This window comes from Ruegeria sp. A4, from assembly GCF_056543025.1.
The window spans coordinates 52,087-69,270 of sequence record NZ_JBQGAW010000003.1; the positions used below are offsets into that span (position 1 = coordinate 52,087).

A 17,184-nucleotide genomic window follows, 5' to 3' on the forward strand; every position below is an offset into this window, starting at 1 on the left:
CAAACCCGGCCCCTGCGACGAAAGGTGAAAACGTATTGTCGTTGAGACGCGCCTTTGCCTGCGCTATGAGGCAAAAGCCCAACAGATGTAAAGAAACGACATATCCGATGCCCAAAGCGAAGATCACCAAAGAAGAGGCGCTGGCCTTTCACCTTGACCCGACCCCCGGCAAGTGGGAGGTGCAGGCCACCGTCCCGATGACCACGCAGCGGGATCTGTCATTGGCCTACAGCCCGGGTGTGGCCGTCCCATGTGAAGCGATCGCTGAGGCACCGGAAACCGCATATGATTATACCAACAAGGGCAATCTGGTTGCTGTGATCTCGAACGGAACAGCGGTTCTGGGTCTTGGCAACCTTGGCGCGCTGGGCTCGAAACCGGTGATGGAGGGGAAATCCGTTCTGTTCAAGCGGTTCGCCGACGTGAACTCGATCGATATCGAGCTGGACACCGAAGACCCGGATGAATTCTGCCGCGCGGTGCGACTGATGGGGCCGACCTTCGGCGGTATCAACCTGGAAGACATCAAGGCGCCCGAATGTTTCATCATCGAACAGCGCCTGAAAGAAGAGATGGACATCCCCGTCTTTCACGACGACCAGCACGGCACGGCCGTGATTTGCGCGGCCGGTTTGATCAACGCACTGCATATCTCGGGCAAGAAGATCGAGGATGTGAAGATCGTTCTGAACGGGGCCGGGGCGGCAGGGATCGCCTGTATCGAATTGCTCAAGGCGATGGGCGCCCGCCATGAAAACTGCATCGTCTGCGACACAAAGGGCGTGATCTATCAGGGCCGTACCGAGGGCATGAACCAGTGGAAATCGGCACATGCGATCACCACGGATCTGCGGACTCTGGAAGAGGCCATGAAGGGCGCGGACGTGTTTCTGGGCGTGTCGGTCAAGGGCGCGGTCACGCAGGAGATGGTCGCAAGCATGGCCGACAATCCGGTGATCTTCGCCATGGCCAATCCCGATCCGGAAATCACCCCGGAAGAGGCGCACGAGGTCCGTGTGGACGCCATCGTGGCGACCGGGCGCAGCGATTATCCAAACCAGGTAAACAACGTTCTGGGCTTTCCCTATTTGTTCCGCGGCGCGCTGGACATTCACGCCCGCGCCATCAATGACGAGATGAAGATCGCCTGTGCCCATGCGCTGGCCAATCTCGCGCGCGAAGACGTGCCGGATGAGGTCGCGATGGCTTATGGCAAATCGCTGACCTTCGGGCGCGACTACATCATTCCCACGCCGTTTGATCCGCGCCTGATCCACCGTATCCCGCCCGCTGTTGCCAAGGCGGGAATGGATACCGGCGCGGCCCGCCGTCCGATCATCGACATGGACGCATATGAGCTGAGCCTGAAGTCCCGGATGGACCCGACCGCAAGCATCCTACGCGGGCTGAATGCCCGGGCGCGACAGGCGCAAAGCCGCATGATTTTTGCCGAGGGCGATGATCCCCGCGTGCTGCGTGCCGCCGTCATGTACCAACGTTCAGGCTTTGGTAAGGCGCTCGTGGTCGGTCGGGCGGATGATGTCAAAGACAAGCTGGAAGCCACCGGTCTTGGCGATGCTGTGCGGGAAATCGAGGTTGTGAACGCTGCCAACACCGCGCATCTCGAGACCTATTCGAATTTCCTCTATGAGCGTTTGCAGCGTAAAGGCTTTGACCGCAAGGATATTCACCGACTGGCCGCGCGGGACCGCCATGTGTTCTCATCCCTGATGCTGGCCCATGGCCACGGAGACGGGTTGGTCACTGGTGCAACACGAAAATCGGCGCACGTAATTGATCGTATCAATCATGTATTCGATGCCGATGCCGCCCATGGTGCTGCCGGTGTGACGGCACTTCTGCATAAAGGCCGGATCGTTCTGATCGGTGATACACTGGTGCATGAATGGCCGGATGAAAACGATTTGGCCAACATTGCCGAACGTTCCGCTGCAGTGGCCCGACATATGGGTCTGGAGCCCCGGGTTGCTTTTGTCAGCTTCTCGACATTTGGATACCCGGTTTCGGAACGTGCCGAGAAGATGCACCGAGCGCCGGCGGTTCTGGACCAGCGCGGTGTCGATTTCGAGTATGAGGGCGAAATGACAGTGGATGTTGCCCTGAACGTGGATCAGCAGGCGGCTTATCCGTTTTCACGCCTGACTGGGCCCGCGAACATCCTGATCGTCCCCGCACGACACTCGGCGTCGATTTCAACCAAGCTGATGCAGGAAATGGGCGGTGCCACCGTGATAGGGCCGATCCTGTCGGGCGTCGACAAGCCGATTCAGATTTGCTCGACCGTCTCAACCGCGAACGATATTCTGAACATGGCCATTTTGGCCTCGTGCGACATCGGATAAGCCATGACAATCTGGAACCTCGGCTCGATCAACGCGGATATGGTCTATGACTTGCCGCATCTGCCTGCGCCAGGGGAAACTCTGGCTGCCCACGGGCTGGACCGGTTCCTTGGCGGAAAAGGTGCCAATATGTCAGTGGCGGCTGCGCGGGCCGGATCACGCGTCAGCCATATCGGCGCCGTCGGGCATGATGGGCGCTGGGCGAAGGATCGACTGACGGAATATGGCGTGGACACACGCTATATCTCTGAGGTGGATCTGCCGACCGGACACGCGATCATTGCGGTGGACGCCGAGGGTGAGAACCTGATCATCCTCTATCCGGGGGCCAACCATGCCTTGGATGTCAGCCATCTGGGGCAGGCTCTGTCATCGGCAAGCACCGGTGATCTGCTGATCTTGCAGAATGAAACCAATGCGCAAGTCGAAGCCGCGCAGTTCGGGCGTAAACTTGGATTGACCGTGTGTTATGCCGCCGCGCCGTTTCAGGCACAGGCGGTTCAGGCAGTTTTGCCCTATCTGGATTTCCTGATCCTGAACGAGATCGAGGCCGAACAGTTGCGGCAGGAAACCGGGATGGGTGCGGCTGATCTGCCTGTGCGGCATGTCATTGTCACGCTGGGCTCAAAAGGTGCCAGGTATTTGCAGCAGGGCAATGACCCGGTGGAATTTTCGGCCCACAAGGTGCAGGCCGTGGATACCACCGGGGCAGGTGATACTTTTACCGGCTACGTACTGGCTGGAATGGATCGGGGAATGCCGATGGAACAGGCCATTCTGCAAGCGAACCGCGCCGCTGCCTTGATGGTCACGCGGCACGGGACCGCGGATGTCATTCCCGATCTGAGAGAAGTGCGCGACGCGACCTTCGATTAAGAACCGGCAAAAGGCGCATCTGAACCCCAAAGCTGTTTGACACGCGCGTCACGGCCACAGGCTTTGCGATATGCTTTATAGGCGTTTTGCTGACGTTTGGGCCCAAAGCGGGTAAAGATCAGCTTGTTCCCTTTGTAGTAATCCTGATGATAGGTCTCGGCAGGGTAAAACGTGCCCGCGTTCAGGATCGGGGTGACCACCTTTTGGCCCAATGCCCGCTCTGCGTCTTTCTTCGCCTGTTCCGCCAACGCCTTTTCGCCTGGGTTAGAGACGAAAATTGCGGTTCGATAGCTGTCGCCCCGGTCGCAGAACTGACCACCGGCATCCGTGGGGTCAACCGAGCGGAAGAACATGTTCAGAAGCGTTTCACGTGACACCCGGGCCGGATCGAAAGTGATCTGAACCGCTTCATAATGGCCGGTTCCACCTTTGGAGACCTGATCATAGGTGGGGTTGGCGGATTTGCCGCCGGTATAGCCCGACACGGCCGCAACAACGCCCGGCACCGATTCAAAATCGGACTCGACACACCAGAAACAGCCTCCCGCAACTGTCAGCGTTTCGGTCCCTGCCGCGGGGGCGGGCAGAGCGCGTAACATCGCAGCCAGCGTGATCAGGGTGAACAGAATGGCCGGTTTGAAGGCATCCAGAAAAGCGGTTCGCGACATGTCGGGTCTCCTTTCGGCACCAAGGTGACCCGAACCCGAAGGACATTCAATTGCCTGACATCTGATGTCACGGGCTGGTGAGGCAAGTTTATCGGCGGCGGATTTCGGAGAGAAACCTTGCGCAGGCCGTCTTGTCGGTGGGACAGGGCGCTCTAGCGAGGTGGAATTCCGCGATCAACCTGCCTTCGGATTAACCCAGAAGCTGCCCCAGTTTCATCGCAACGCCCATATTGCCCGAGATTTTGAGCTTGCCCAAAGCGACACCTGTCATCGGGTTCAGTTTTCCGGTCAGAAGCTTGGTCAGGTTGTCCTGCGAGATGCGGATCGTGCAATCCGTTTCCTGGTCCTGTGTCGATGCCTGACTGTCGGCCAGAACAATCACGCCGTCCTCGCCACAATCGAACTTCAACGAGCCGTCAAAGGTTTTGCCGTTCAGGCCTTTTTGAATTTCGTCGGCGATATGCTGAAGCATCCGGGTTCCTTTCGCAGTTTCCGAATGCGTAAAACGTCAGGTATCGAACAGGCAAGGCTGACCCGACTGGAACTTCCGATCACGAAGCGCCAAGGCTCTGAACGGTTCGCGCGCAGGGCTCGCCATCGTAGAAAGCGTCAAGAATTGCCTGAAACTCGACCGGAGCATCTGCCACCGAGGAAAACAATGTCATTGAAGAGCGAAGTTTTTTCGCGTCAACCCCACCCAGAATGTCGCTGGCATCGCGCCCCTGATGCAGCAACATCAACGAGGCCGCTTGCGTCAGACGGTGGCGCAGTACCGGGTGGTTCAGATAGCGCGTGGCTTCGTCCAGATCTTCGATGCCGTAAAGCTGCGCCATATGGGACTGGCCCAGCTCGGCCAGTTGCGGAAACACGAACCACATCCAGTGGCTGGTCTTCTGCCCCTGTTCCAGTTCGCGCAGGACATCGGCCCAGACCGTGTCCTGCGCTTCGATGAACATTTCCAGTTCGTCGTTCAGACCGTCATCTTCGGTCACTTGGACAACCGCTTGTCGCGCGCGGCCAGCAGTTTCAACCGCAGCGCGTTCAACTGGATGAAGCCTGCGGCGTCTTTCTGATCATAGGCACCCGCGTCTTCTTCGAAGGTCACATGCGCTTCGGAATACAGCGAGTGATCCGACCAGCGGCCCACGGTCGAGGCCAGACCCTTGTACAGCTTCACGCGGACGGTGCCGGTGACGTGTTCCTGGCTCTTGTCGATCGCGGCTTGCAGCATTTCGCGTTCGGGCGAGTACCAGAAGCCGTTGTAGATCAGTTCCGCATATTGCGGCATCAGCTGGTCTTTCAGGTGCATCGCGCCGCGGTCCATGGTGATGGATTCGATGCCGCGATGCGCTTCCAGCAGGATGGTGCCGCCGGGTGTTTCATAGATGCCGCGCGATTTCATGCCAACGAACCGGCCTTCGACCAGATCCAGACGGCCGATGCCGTGCTTGCCGCCATATTCGTTCAGCTTGGTCAGGATGGTGGCCGGGCTCATCGCCTCGCCATTGATGCTGACCGCGTCGCCTTTTTCAAAGCCGATCTCGATGAATTCAGGCTGATCGGGTGCGTCCTCGGGATGGACGGTGCGCTGATAGACATAGTCGGGCGCCATATCGGCGGGGTCTTCCAGAACCTTGCCCTCGGACGAGGTGTGCAGCAGGTTGGCATCGACCGAAAACGGCGCCTCGCCGCGCTTGTCCTTGGCAATCGGGATCTGGTTCTGTTCGGCGAATTCCAGCAGCTTGGTGCGGCTGGTCAGATCCCACTCGCGCCAGGGTGCGATCACTTTGATGTCGGGGTTCAGCGCATAGGCCGCCAGTTCGAACCGCACCTGATCGTTGCCCTTGCCGGTCGCACCATGTGCCACGGCGTCAGCGCCGGTGGCTTCGGCGATTTCGACCAGACGTTTCGAAATCAGGGGGCGCGCGATGGACGTGCCCAGAAGGTACAGACCCTCGTACTGCGCATTGGCGCGGAACATCGGGAAGACGAAATCGCGCACGAATTCTTCGCGGATATCCTCGATATAGATGTTCTCGGGCTTGATCCCCAGCAGTTCAGCTTTTTGGCGAGCGGGCTCCAGCTCTTCACCCTGACCCAGATCGGCGGTGAAGGTAACGACCTCACAGCCATATTCGGTCTGCAACCATTTCAGTATGATCGAGGTATCAAGGCCACCGGAATAGGCCAGAACAACTTTCTTGGGCGCGGACATCTGACTTCCCTTTATGCGTAGAACGATTGGCCCCTAGCGGGTTTTGAGCGCGGGGGCAAGTTGTGAGGATTGACGCAGTACCTGAATTGGGGTGAAACGGGTGCAGAGAATAACAAGCATTGGTTGAAGGGGCGGTTTCAAATGTTGGGATGGCAGATTTTCTTGCATTCTGTGCGGATGGTATTTGGAAACATCAAGCAGGTGCTACAGATTGCGGTTGGCCCTGCCCTGATTGCGACGATCATCATCGTGGGCGTGTTCTTGGCGCTTGGTATTCCGCTTGAGGCACTTGAAGACAACGCAGGCGCGTTGCCGTCAGGTGCAACCGCAGGTTCAGCCTTTGTTTTTGTGGTCGTTTTGCTGGCGGTAATGTCCGTCACCATGTTCTGGATCGCGGTATCATGGCACCGCTTCATCCTGTTGGAAGAGTATCCCACGGGAATATTCCCGACATTCCGCTTCGACAGGATTCTTGCCTATTTCGGTCGCTTTCTGATGTTGGGGATTTTGATGGTGATCGCGTATATCCCCATGGGTCTGGTCGCTGCTGCACTAGGCGAAAGTCTTGCGGGGCTTTCGATCATTCTGATGATTGTTTACACCGTTTTTCTGGTCGTGTGCTTCTATCGCCTGTCAATTATTCTGCCCTCGGCGGCGTTAGGAAATCCCATATCGATCGGTGAGGCATGGAACAACACATCCGGGGTCAGCGGTGCAATCTTGTTGCTGCTACTCGTCGCCCTCCTTTTCCAGATTCTGGTGCAGCTGGCTTTCACCCTTCTGGCAATAATACCGGTGCTTGGCGTATTGCTGACCGTGTTCTTTGGCACGCTCATTCTGCCGATGATCAACGTCAGTATCCTGACCACGATGTACGGAATCTTCATCGAAAAACGCGAACTGTCCTGAGCGGCGTACACATATGTATTCCTTGCCCTTATCGCGATGATGGGGCAGGGAAATCGACATGACTGATTTCATGACCCGCGCCCGCGCTGCCGAACAGGCGATGCGCACCGTGTTTCCGGCAACCCCGTTGCAGCGGAATGCGCATCTGTCTGACCGTTATGGGGCCGATATCTGGCTCAAGCGCGAAGACCTCAGCCCAGTGCGGTCTTACAAGATCCGTGGTGCGTTCAATGCCATGCGCAAGCAGCAGGGGCAGGACCTGTTCGTCTGTGCAAGTGCTGGCAACCATGCGCAGGGTGTGGCGTTCATGTGTAAGCATTTGGACGTGCGCGGCGTGATCTTCATGCCGGTGACGACGCCGCAGCAGAAAATCCAAAAGACCCGCATTTTCGGCGGCGACAATATCGAGATCCACCTGACTGGCGACTATTTCGACGATACTCTGGCCGCCGCGCAAGCATGGTGCGCGCAGCAGGGTGGGTATTTCCTGTCACCCTTCGATGACGCTGATGTCATTGAAGGCCAGGCTTCATTGGCGGTCGAGATCGAAGAGCAAATGGGAGGTGTGCCGGATCATGTCGTTTTGCCGGTTGGCGGTGGCGGCATGTCCTCGGGCGTGGCGACATGGTTCGGGGATCGCAGCCATTGTTTGTTTGTCGAACCGGCCGGAGGTGCCTGTTTGCGCGCTGCACTGGCTGCGGGGCATCCAGTGTCGCTGGATCATGTGGATACCTTCGTCGATGGCGCTGCGGTCGGCCGCATCGGCGAGAAACCGTTCGAATTGTTGAAATCACGCCACCTGTCGGATGTGCTGGTTCTGTCCGAGGACCGAATCTGCACAACTATGATCGAGATGCTGAATGTCGAAGGCATCGTTCTGGAGCCCGCCGGCGCGCTGGCGATCGAAGCGGTGGGCGATATTCAAAGCTTTGTGCGGGGCAAGACCGTGGTCTGCGTGACATCCGGTGGCAATTTCGATTTCGAACGCCTGCCCGAGGTCAAAGAACGCGCCCAACGCTATTCCGGGGTGAAGAAGTATTTCATCCTGCGCCTGCCGCAGCGCCCCGGCGCGCTGAAGGAGTTTCTGGGTATTCTCGGCCCCGAGGACGATATCGCCCGCTTTGAATACATGAAGAAATCGGCGCGCAATTTCGGTTCGGTCCTGATCGGGATTGAAACCCGCAAGCCTGAAAACTTCATGCGTCTGTTTGCGCATCTGGATGAGGCAGGGTTCACCTACACCGATATAACCGAAGACGAAACGCTGGCGCAGTTCGTGATTTAATCCAGATTCTGGCGCAGCTCAGCCTCGAACTTCTGTTTCGAACTGTCAAATACGGCCAGAATAGCGGGCAGATCGACATCCTCGCCCTGACCCGCGGCCGCCTGCCGTTCGCCGTCCTGACAGAGTTTCGAAAACTGGTCGAATCCAAGACTGAGCGCGCTGCCCTTCAGGAAATGCAGATTCTGTTCCAGTTCGGACCGGCTTGTATCCTGATGCAAGCGGGCGATGACCTCCTGCACTTCTTCCAGAAAGATGTCGACCACCTCATCAAACTCATCCGGGCCAACCTCGTCCCGCAATTGTCGGACTCTGCCCCAGTGGATCATACTGCGTCACCTGCCGTTGAACATGCGTTTTCAGGAATAGGCAACACCAGTAAAAACCGGGTTAACAGCCCAGCGGGATTGCGGCCTTCGGTCTTCACCGGATGTTAAAACCGTCGCCACTAGGATCGCCCTGTGTGAATGAACGCATCAGGTCAGAGGGTAAATGGTGCCAAGGGCGAGTCTTGAGGAAACCAGATCAGATCTGGATTTCGGCGCGATCCGTAAAGTGCTGGTGGTTGATGACAGCCGTCTGCAGCGGCGCATCCTGGTCGCATCGCTCAGAAAATGGGGCTTTGAGGTGGTCGAGGCCGATACGGGCGATGCCGCCCTGGCGCATTGTCTGGACGATCCGCCCGATCTTGTTCTCAGCGATTGGGTCATGCCGGGGATGAGCGGGCTTGAGTTTTGCAACGCGTTTCGCGCCCTGGATACCGATCAATATTGTTATTTCATCCTTCTGACTTCCAAAAGTGAAAAGCAGGAGGTTGCGCGCGGACTGGATGCCGGGGCAGACGATTTTCTGATCAAACCCCTGGAGGCGGATGAGTTGCGGGCGCGCATATCCGCAGGCGCGCGCATTCTGGACATGCAGCGCGAGCTTTCGCAGAAAAACCGCCTGATCGAATCCGCGCTCGAAGAACTCAGGCTGGCGCATGACGCGATCGACAAGGACCTCATTCAAGCCCGAAAAATCCAGGAATCGCTGGTTCCGGAATTTACGCGGAGCTTTGGAAAATCCCGGGTCAGCATGTTGTTGAAACCCTGCGGTCATATCGGAGGAGACCTTGTTGGCATGTTCTCGCCCGGGGTCAATCGGCTGGGGTTCTACAGCATAGATGTATCCGGGCATGGCATCACCTCGGCCATGATGACGGCGCGTCTGGGCGGTTATCTTTCCAGCAAGCATTTCGATCAAAACGTCGCAATGGAGAAGAGGTTCAACAAATTCTACGCTCTGCTGCCACCGGAAGACGTCGCAAGCATGCTCAATTCCCGATTGATGGCGGATGAAGGGATCGAGGAATATTTCACGATGGTCTACGCCATTGTGGATCTTCGAAACGGGCACCTCAAGATGGTGCAGGCCGGGCATCCGCATCCGCTTCTGCTGCGGCAGGATGGCAGCACTGAATTTCTGGGTGATGGCGGGTTGCCGATCGGGCTGATCGAAGATGCGAGTTTTCAGCAAATCGAGATTCACATGAAACCCGGCGACAAACTGTTGGTGTATTCGGACGGATTTACCGAATGTCAGCTTGCCGAAGGCGGTTTGCTGGAGGAAGACGGTTTGCGACAGATGGCCCAGCAGTGCATTTCTGAAAAGGGTGGGTCGGAGTTTCTGGAAGACATGTTCTGGCGATTGACCCAGGAGATTTCGCCCAAAGATGGCATTGGGGATGACGTATCCGCCGTTTTCTTTGAATATAACGGGTCTTAAAGCAAACTGAGATGCATTTCCGCAAAGTGCCGGTCACCGTCATTGCCCAGCAATTCAACGGCATCGGCGGCTTCCATCCACAGTGCTTCGTGGAATGCCTCGCTCGGCGGGCCTTTGCGGCGTACGGGACGGGCGCGGTAGATCAGGCAGACCTTTTCGGCCCACAGATCGTATTCGGGCATATAGGTGAACCGGCGAAAAGCGCCGATGCGACGCGGGTTGGCAACATGCCACCCGGTTTCTTCATAGACTTCGCGATGCAAGGCCGAAATCGGTGATTCGCCCGGATCGATGCCTCCACCCGGCAATTGCAGATCCGGGCCCGGTTCGGTCTGACAGGTCAACAGCAATTGGCCGCCACGTGGCAAAAGGGCATATACGCCAACCCTTCGGGTGTATTTCCGCCCCGTCTCGGGGGTTTCACCGAACCGCCTGATCATGTATGGCCCCTTTCAACCCGATCTGTACGACCTATATGGTGCCGGTATGCCAACCCGTGGCGTGTAAGGAAACCCCATGTCTCTTGGAACAAAAATCGCGTGGGACGATACCGTCCTGCCCTTTCAACTTGATGCATCCGACATGCGCGGCCGCGTGGCCCGTCTGGATGGCGTGCTGGATGGTATCCTGAAACAGCATGACTATCCCGAGCAGGTCGAGGCGCTTGTGGCCGAGATGGCCTTGCTGACCGCGTTGATCGGCCAAACGGTTGCGTTGCGCTGGAAACTGTCGTTGCAGGTACAGTCCAAAGGGGCGGTGCGCATGATCGCAACCGACTATTATGCGCCGCAGGAAGAGGGCCAGCCCGCCCAGATACGGGCTTATGCCAGCTTTGACCGGGACCGGCTTTCCAATTCTGCGCCTTTCGATCAGGTGGGCGAAGGGTATTTTGCCATCATGATCGATCAGGGAGAGGGCACGCAGCCGTATCAGGGCATCACTCCGCTGGCCGGTGGATCGCTGAGCGCCTGCGCCGAGGCATATTTCGCGCAATCCGAACAGCTGCCGACGCGGTTTTCGCTGAGCTTCGGCAAATCGACCGAGCCGGGCGTGGGCGAGCATTGGCGTGCAGGCGGCATCATGCTGCAACACATGCCCAAAGCGTCGCCCTTTGCCGCGTCGGGTGAAGGAACCGGTGACATCCTGACCGCTGCCGATCTGGTCGATGGCGAAGAAGGTGAAAACTGGGGTCGCGTCAATATCCTGCTGGATACCGTCGAGGATTTGGAGATGATCGGCCCCTCTGTTGCGCCGACCGACCTTCTGGTTCGCCTGTTTCACGAGGAACAGCCGCGTGTCTATGATGCGCAGTCCGTTCAATTTGGCTGCACCTGTTCCGAGGATCGTGTGCGACAGAGCCTGTCGATCTATTCGGCCAAGGATATCGAAAAGATGACCACGCCCGAGGGCGAAGTCACCGCGGATTGTCAGTTCTGCGGGGCTCATTATGTGTTGGACCCGGCAACTGTCGGGTTCGATGCCGAAGACCCCAAAGGTGCATGACCCGGTTGAAAAGATCCGGGCGGCCCTGCGCCGCCCCGGTCACGGGTCCAGCGACTTTGACCTGAACCCGGATACCGTTCTGCCGCCCGGACGACGGTTGCGACCCGCCGGTGTTCTGGTGGCCATTTCACTGGCTGATGACACACCGCAGGTCATCCTGACCAAACGCTCATCCGCGCTGAAGCATCACCCGGGCCAGATCGCCTTTCCCGGTGGCAAACAGGACGAAACCGATGCTGACGTTACGGCTGCGGCGCTGCGGGAAGCTGAGGAAGAGATCGGCCTGCCCCCGGAAATGCCCGAGATCCTGGGATTTCTGCCGACGCATGAGACCGTGACCTCGTTCACTGTGACACCGGTTGTCGCGGTTTTGCGGGACAGGTTCCAACCCGTGCCTGAACCCGGCGAAGTGGACGAAGTTTTCGCGACCCCCCTTGCCCATCTTTTGAATCCTGAGAATTATCTGATCGAGTCGCGCCGATGGCGCGGCCAGAGACGCAGATACTACGCAGTTCCGTACGGCCCCTATTACATTTGGGGCGCGACCGCCCGCATATTGCGCGGGCTTGCTGCACGGGTGAATGAATGATGCAGATTGACGAAGCCTGGATCAGTGAACCAGCGACGCAAAGGGTCTGTTCGGCTCTGACCTCTTCCGGGGCTCAGGCGCTTTTCGTGGGTGGATGCGTGCGCAACGCGCTGCTTGGCGCACCAGTGTCGGATATCGACATTGCCACCGATGCAAGGCCCGAGCAGATCGTCGAACTGGCGCAGGCTGCCGGGCTCAGGGCCATTCCGACCGGCATCGAGCATGGTACGATCACAGTGGTCAGCGCGGGCATCCCGCACGAGGTCACCACCTTCCGCCGTGACGTGGAAACCGATGGCCGCCGCGCGGTCGTGGCATTTTCCGATCACGTCGAAGAAGACGCGGCGCGACGGGATTTCACCATGAACGCGCTCTATGCCCAACCCGATGGCACCGTGCTGGACCCTCTCAATGGTCTTCCCGACCTTGAGGCCCGGTTGGTGCGGTTCATTGGAACCGCCGAGAACCGCATTCGCGAAGACTATCTCCGTTCGCTTCGCTACTTCCGTTTTCACGCCTGGTACGGGGATCCGGATGGCGGTTTCGACCCCGATGCCCTGGCCGCCATCGGCGCCAATCTTGACGGGCTGGAGTCGTTGTCGCGCGAGCGGATCGGGGCAGAGCTGCTGAAATTGCTGGCGTCACCTGATCCGGCCCCTGCCGTTGCGACCATGCGCAGTACCGGTGTTTTGGCCCGGGTGTTGCCGGGGGCGGACGATCGGTCTTTGGCCCCTTTGATCGCGCTGGAACAGGCAGCTGGAGCCGATCCCGATCCGGTGCGACGCCTCGCAGCCATTGCCTCGCCCGATGAAGCCGCGACATTGCGGTTGAGCCGTTCGCAGTTGCAACGCCTGATCAGGATGCGTGAAGAGGCACAGTCCACAACCAGTATTGCTGAACTGGGATACCGTTATGGCGATGAAGGGGGATTGCACGAGACGCTTTTGCGCTGCGCCTTTCTGGAACAACCCTGGTCCGAAGATTTGCGGCGCGATCTGCATGCAGGCGCAGCAGCGCGTTTCCCTGTCCAGGCCAGAGATCTGATCCCCAACTTCACCGGCCCGGCGCTGGGCAAGAAGCTGGCTGAGCTGGAAAAACGCTGGATCGCATCCGGTTTTGCGCTGTCACGCGAAGAGTTGCTGGCACATTAGCGCGAAGTCTCAAAAGGGGATGACATCTCGGATCCTTTGTGCTTAGGTTCGCCTGTCACATGGATGGAGGAATGCGAATGTATTACGGGATCTGGTTCGGCTAAAGCCGGGACACCTGCCCCGTAAAGGGTGGTGTTCGGGCGCCATCTTTCTTCGCACGTCTATTTTCTTGCTCAATCGGAGCACTTTCCATGTTTCGCTATTTCGAAAACCTTGTTGACCCTTTTGTTGCCTATCGTGAGGCTGACGCACCGCCGACGCGGTTGTGGCCCTTCATGCTGGATTATTCGCGGCCCTTTTTCCAGGTATTTTTCTGGGCGGCGCTGGTTTCCATAATCGTCGCGGGTGTTGAAATCGGGCTGATCTACTACATGGGTCGCGTAGTGGATCTGTTGGGCGGCACGCCGGCAGAGGTCTGGCAAAATCACGGAACGGAATTGTTGTTGATCGCAGCCTTTGTGTTGCTGTTGCGTCCGCTTCTGCATTTGGTCGACGTACTTCTGCTGAACAATACGATTTTGCCGAACTTTGGTACGCTGATCCGTTGGCGTGCGCACAAACACGTGTTGCGTCAGTCGGTTGGCTGGTTCGAGAACGACTTTGCCGGGCGGATTGCCAACCGGATCATGCAGACACCTCCTGCGGCGGGTGAAGTGGTGTTTCAGGTTTTTGACGCGATTTCCTTTTCGCTGGCCTATTTGATCGGTGCGGCGATCCTTCTGTACGCGGCGGATCCGCGTCTGTTGATCCCGCTGCTGATCTGGTTCGGATTCTACGCCATGCTGGTGCGCTGGACCGTTCAGCGTGTTGGTCCGGCGTCAAAAGCGGCCTCGGATGCGCGTTCGACGGTCACGGGGCGGGTGGTGGACAGCTATACCAACATCCATTCGGTCAAAATGTTTGCCCATGGCCCGCAAGAGCTGGACTATGCCCGCGAGGCGATCGAGGAAACCCGTCGGACATTTCAGATCGAAATGCGGATTTTCACTATTATGGATGCCGTTCTGGTCACTTTGAACGGTATGCTGATCGTGGGTGTTGTGGGCTGGGCGATTGCCTTGTGGATGCAAGGCAGCGCTTCGGTAGGTGTTGTTGCGGCGGCTACGGCCTTGACCCTGCGCCTGAATGCCATGACCGGATGGATCATGTGGGCCCTGACCAGCTTTTTCCGCCAACTTGGTATCGTGTCCGAGGGGATGGAGACCATTGCCCAGCCCATCGATTTGCTTGATGCGCCTGACGCGAAACCCTTGCGGCTTACCAAAGGTGAGATCCAGATCCGCGACCTCTCGCATCACTATGGTCGCGAGGCCGGCGGTTTGGACCATATCGACCTGACCGTCCGGCCCGGCGAAAAGATTGGTTTGATCGGTCGTTCCGGTGTTGGCAAATCGACACTGGTAAAGCTGCTTTTGCGGTTCTACGACGTCGAACGCGGTGCGATTTACATTGACGGTCAGAACATTGCGCATGTCACCCAGGACAGTCTGCGCAGCCATATCGGTATGGTTCAACAAGACAGCGCCTTGCTGCATCGCTCGGTCCGCGACAACATCCTTTACGGCCGGCCAGATGCGTCCGAGGCGCAGATGATCGCCGCCGCCAAACAGGCCGAAGCACATGAGTTCATCCTCGATTTGCAGGATCCGCAGGGACGGACCGGGTACGACGCGCATGTCGGTGAACGGGGGGTGAAGCTGTCTGGTGGCCAGCGGCAGCGTGTGACGCTGGCGCGGGTGATCCTGAAGGATGCGCCGATCTTGTTGTTGGATGAGGCGACTTCCGCCCTAGATTCCGAGGTCGAAGCGTCAATTCAGGAAACCCTCTACGGCATGATGCAAGGAAAAACCGTGATCGCCATTGCCCACAGGCTCAGTACCATTGCGCAGATGGATCGCATTCTGGTGATGGATGCAGGCCGTATCGTCGAGGAAGGCACGCATTCCGATCTTCTGGCGCAAGGTGGCCTTTACGCCCAATTCTGGGCGCGGCAATCTGGTGGTTTCATGAACCCGGAGGCCGCTGAATGAGGATTGCCGACCTCATCTATCCGTTCAGGAACATCGAAACGCCCCCTCCGCAGACGTTGGGGGCGTTCATCCGCTGGAGCCTGTCCGGGGCGTGGCCAATGCTGTTTGTTGCGGCGTTCTTCTCGGCCATTGCTGGCGCGATGGAGGCGGTCACGGCTTGGATACTGGGCCGCGTGATTGATGTAGCGACCGCCAGCGGGCCCGAGAACTTTCTGACCACTGAAAATATGTGGATGATCCTCGGTGCGGTCGCCTTCTTCATGTTGCTTCGCCCGATCCTGTTTGGCCTGTCATCCTTGTCGAACAACTACATTGTCATGCCAAACATCACACCTTTGGTTCTGGCCAAGCTGAACCGTTGGACCCTGGGTCAGTCGGTGACCTATTTCGACGATGATTTTGCCGGTCGGATCGCGCAAAAGCAGATGCAGACATCGAACGCCATGGCTTCGGTCGTGTCGGAAACGATCAGCGCGATTGTGTTTGCCCTGGCGTCTCTGGTGGGGTCTTTGCTTTTGTTAGGGTCTATTCATCCTTTGGTGATGCTGCCCTTCGCAGCATGGCTGGCGGTGTATTTCATGCTGGTGCGCTGGTATCTGCCGCGCATCCGCAAACGTTCCGCCGCGCGGGCCGGGGCGCGGGCGATGGTTTCCGGGCAGGTGGTCGATACGATCACCAACATCAAAACCGTGAAGCTGTTCGCCCACTCGGAATTCGAAGATCAGGCGGCGCGTGAATCGATGGTGGATCTGCGTGAAAAATCGCTGGATTTCGGCAAGTTGTCGGCAAGTTTCCGGTTCATCCTCATGACGCTGGCCGGTGTCCTGCCTGTCTTGCTGCTGGGCGCGACCTTGTGGCTGTGGCAGGGCGGCATGGCGACCGCCGGGGATATCGTGGCTGCCGGGGCGGTTTCGATCCGTATTGCTCAGATGACCGGTTGGGTCAGTTTCACCTTGATGGGGCTGTATGCCAATGTCGGTGAAATCGAAAACGGGATGAAAACGCTGACCAAGCGTGACCGGGTCGAAGATACGCGCGGGGCGAAAGACCTTGATGTGACCGAAGGGTCGATTTCTTTCGAAGGCGTCAGCTTTGCTTACGGTCGCGATATCGGTGGCGTCACGGATTTGAGCCTAACCGTCAACCCGAGCGAAAAACTGGGCATTGTCGGTGCATCAGGGGCGGGGAAATCCACGCTCGTCTCACTGTTGCTTAGGCTCTATGACAGGGAAAGTGGCGCCATTTGTATCGATGGCCAGGACGTGTCTCAGGTAACGCAGGACAGCCTGCGCCGACAGATAGGTATGGTCACGCAGGAAACGGCGATGTTCAACCGGTCTGCCCGCGAGAACATTCTGTATGGCCGGCCGGACGCCTCAGAGGCCGAGATGATCGAGGCCGCAAAAAAGGCCGAAGCGCATGATTTCATCCTGAGTCTTGAAGATGCTCATGGTCGAAAAGGCTATGATGCTCATCTGGGTGAACGGGGCGTGAAACTCAGCGGCGGGCAGCGACAAAGGATCGCTCTGGCGCGCGCCATTTTGAAAGATGCTCCAATTCTGGTTCTCGACGAAGCGACATCGGCGCTGGATTCCGAGGTTGAAGCTTCGATTCAGACCGCGCTGCATCGGGTGATGCAGGGCAAAACGGTGCTGGCCATTGCGCACCGGCTGTCGACACTCAGCGAAATGGACCGGATTGTTGTTTTGGACGAGGGCAGGATCGCCGAAACCGGAACGCATGAGGCGCTGCTGGACCTGGGCGGCCTGTATGCGCGGTTCTGGCACCGCCAGTCGGGCGGGTTCATTCAGGCAGAAGCTGCGGAATAAGG

The 17,184-nt window shown here is 58.1% G+C and carries 16 protein-coding genes; 10 read left to right on the plus strand and 6 right to left on the minus strand.

Annotated elements, in window-relative coordinates:
* Positions 1 to 107 precede the first annotated feature (107 nt).
* Positions 108 to 2,363, plus strand: a complete 2,256-nt coding sequence (locus tag ACR0E2_RS11580; RefSeq protein ID WP_171230141.1) for an NADP-dependent malic enzyme — start codon at positions 108 to 110, stop codon at positions 2,361 to 2,363.
* Positions 2,364 to 2,366: 3 nt separating this feature from the next.
* The gene (locus tag ACR0E2_RS11585; protein WP_480446510.1) at positions 2,367 to 3,239 is read left to right on the plus strand and encodes a ribokinase; all 873 of its coding nucleotides are present in this window, start codon (positions 2,367 to 2,369) and stop codon (positions 3,237 to 3,239) included.
* On the opposite strand, the gene msrA is transcribed toward ACR0E2_RS11585, so the two are convergent.
* The 4 genes from msrA to ACR0E2_RS11605 all read right to left on the minus strand — a co-directional run bounded on the left by msrA (position 3,236) and on the right by ACR0E2_RS11605 (position 6,122).
* Positions 3,236 to 3,907: a peptide-methionine (S)-S-oxide reductase MsrA gene (msrA, locus tag ACR0E2_RS11590; protein ID WP_480446511.1), complete on the minus strand. Its 672-nt coding sequence runs from the start codon at positions 3,905 to 3,907 to the stop codon at positions 3,236 to 3,238. The genes ACR0E2_RS11585 and msrA overlap by 4 nt on opposite strands.
* A 190-nt stretch (positions 3,908 to 4,097) precedes the next feature.
* Complete coding sequence (locus ACR0E2_RS11595; protein ID WP_152459599.1) at positions 4,098 to 4,379, minus strand: SCP2 sterol-binding domain-containing protein; 282 nt, start codon at positions 4,377 to 4,379, stop codon at positions 4,098 to 4,100.
* 79 nt (positions 4,380 to 4,458) lie between these two features.
* Positions 4,459 to 4,863 (minus strand): DUF1810 domain-containing protein, encoded by a 405-nt coding sequence (locus tag ACR0E2_RS11600; protein WP_480446713.1) that lies wholly within the window; start codon positions 4,861 to 4,863, stop codon positions 4,459 to 4,461.
* Between the two features lie 32 nt (positions 4,864 to 4,895).
* Positions 4,896 to 6,122, minus strand: a complete 1,227-nt coding sequence (locus ACR0E2_RS11605) for an argininosuccinate synthase (RefSeq protein ID WP_171230137.1) — start codon at positions 6,120 to 6,122, stop codon at positions 4,896 to 4,898.
* Between the two features lie 177 nt (positions 6,123 to 6,299).
* Here ACR0E2_RS11605 and ACR0E2_RS11610 point away from each other — a divergent pair, with 177 nt between their 5' ends.
* Both ACR0E2_RS11610 and ilvA read left to right on the plus strand, forming a co-directional pair.
* Positions 6,300 to 7,031 (plus strand): hypothetical protein, encoded by a 732-nt coding sequence (locus ACR0E2_RS11610; RefSeq protein ID WP_480446512.1) that lies wholly within the window; start codon positions 6,300 to 6,302, stop codon positions 7,029 to 7,031.
* A gap of 58 nt (positions 7,032 to 7,089) precedes the next feature.
* Positions 7,090 to 8,316 (plus strand): threonine ammonia-lyase IlvA, encoded by a 1,227-nt coding sequence (gene ilvA, locus ACR0E2_RS11615; RefSeq protein ID WP_171230135.1) that lies wholly within the window; start codon positions 7,090 to 7,092, stop codon positions 8,314 to 8,316.
* On the opposite strand, the gene ACR0E2_RS11620 is transcribed toward ilvA, so the two are convergent.
* Positions 8,313 to 8,642 (minus strand): Hpt domain-containing protein, encoded by a 330-nt coding sequence (locus ACR0E2_RS11620; RefSeq protein ID WP_170345824.1) that lies wholly within the window; start codon positions 8,640 to 8,642, stop codon positions 8,313 to 8,315. The two genes, ilvA and ACR0E2_RS11620, sit on opposite strands and share 4 nt — an antisense overlap.
* Before the next feature lie 163 nt (positions 8,643 to 8,805).
* Between ACR0E2_RS11620 and ACR0E2_RS11625 the strand changes: the two genes are divergently transcribed.
* Positions 8,806 to 10,080 (plus strand): PP2C family protein-serine/threonine phosphatase, encoded by a 1,275-nt coding sequence (locus ACR0E2_RS11625; RefSeq protein ID WP_480446514.1) that lies wholly within the window; start codon positions 8,806 to 8,808, stop codon positions 10,078 to 10,080.
* Here ACR0E2_RS11625 and ACR0E2_RS11630 read toward each other — a convergent pair.
* A complete protein-coding gene (locus tag ACR0E2_RS11630; RefSeq protein ID WP_171230133.1) occupies positions 10,077 to 10,520 on the minus strand; it encodes an NUDIX hydrolase in 444 nt (147 codons plus the stop codon). The genes ACR0E2_RS11625 and ACR0E2_RS11630 overlap by 4 nt on opposite strands.
* A gap of 76 nt (positions 10,521 to 10,596) precedes the next feature.
* Between ACR0E2_RS11630 and hslO the strand changes: the two genes are divergently transcribed.
* From hslO to ACR0E2_RS11655, 5 genes are all read left to right on the plus strand, one after another.
* Positions 10,597 to 11,583: an Hsp33 family molecular chaperone HslO gene (hslO, locus tag ACR0E2_RS11635; protein WP_171230132.1), complete on the plus strand. Its 987-nt coding sequence runs from the start codon at positions 10,597 to 10,599 to the stop codon at positions 11,581 to 11,583.
* Positions 11,558 to 12,172: a CoA pyrophosphatase gene (locus ACR0E2_RS11640; RefSeq protein WP_480446515.1), complete on the plus strand. Its 615-nt coding sequence runs from the start codon at positions 11,558 to 11,560 to the stop codon at positions 12,170 to 12,172. The genes hslO and ACR0E2_RS11640 overlap by 26 nt, the downstream gene beginning before the upstream one ends.
* Positions 12,169 to 13,323 carry a CCA tRNA nucleotidyltransferase gene (locus ACR0E2_RS11645; protein ID WP_480446516.1) on the plus strand — a complete coding sequence of 385 codons (1,155 nt, stop codon included), beginning with the start codon at positions 12,169 to 12,171 and terminating at the stop codon, positions 13,321 to 13,323. The genes ACR0E2_RS11640 and ACR0E2_RS11645 overlap by 4 nt, the downstream gene beginning before the upstream one ends.
* A 191-nt stretch (positions 13,324 to 13,514) precedes the next feature.
* A complete protein-coding gene (locus ACR0E2_RS11650; protein WP_480446517.1) occupies positions 13,515 to 15,353 on the plus strand; it encodes an ABC transporter ATP-binding protein in 1,839 nt (612 codons plus the stop codon).
* Complete coding sequence (locus ACR0E2_RS11655) at positions 15,350 to 17,182, plus strand: ABC transporter ATP-binding protein (RefSeq protein WP_480446518.1); 1,833 nt, start codon at positions 15,350 to 15,352, stop codon at positions 17,180 to 17,182. Before ACR0E2_RS11650 ends, ACR0E2_RS11655 begins: the two co-directional genes overlap by 4 nt.
* Positions 17,183 to 17,184: the final 2 nt, after the last annotated feature.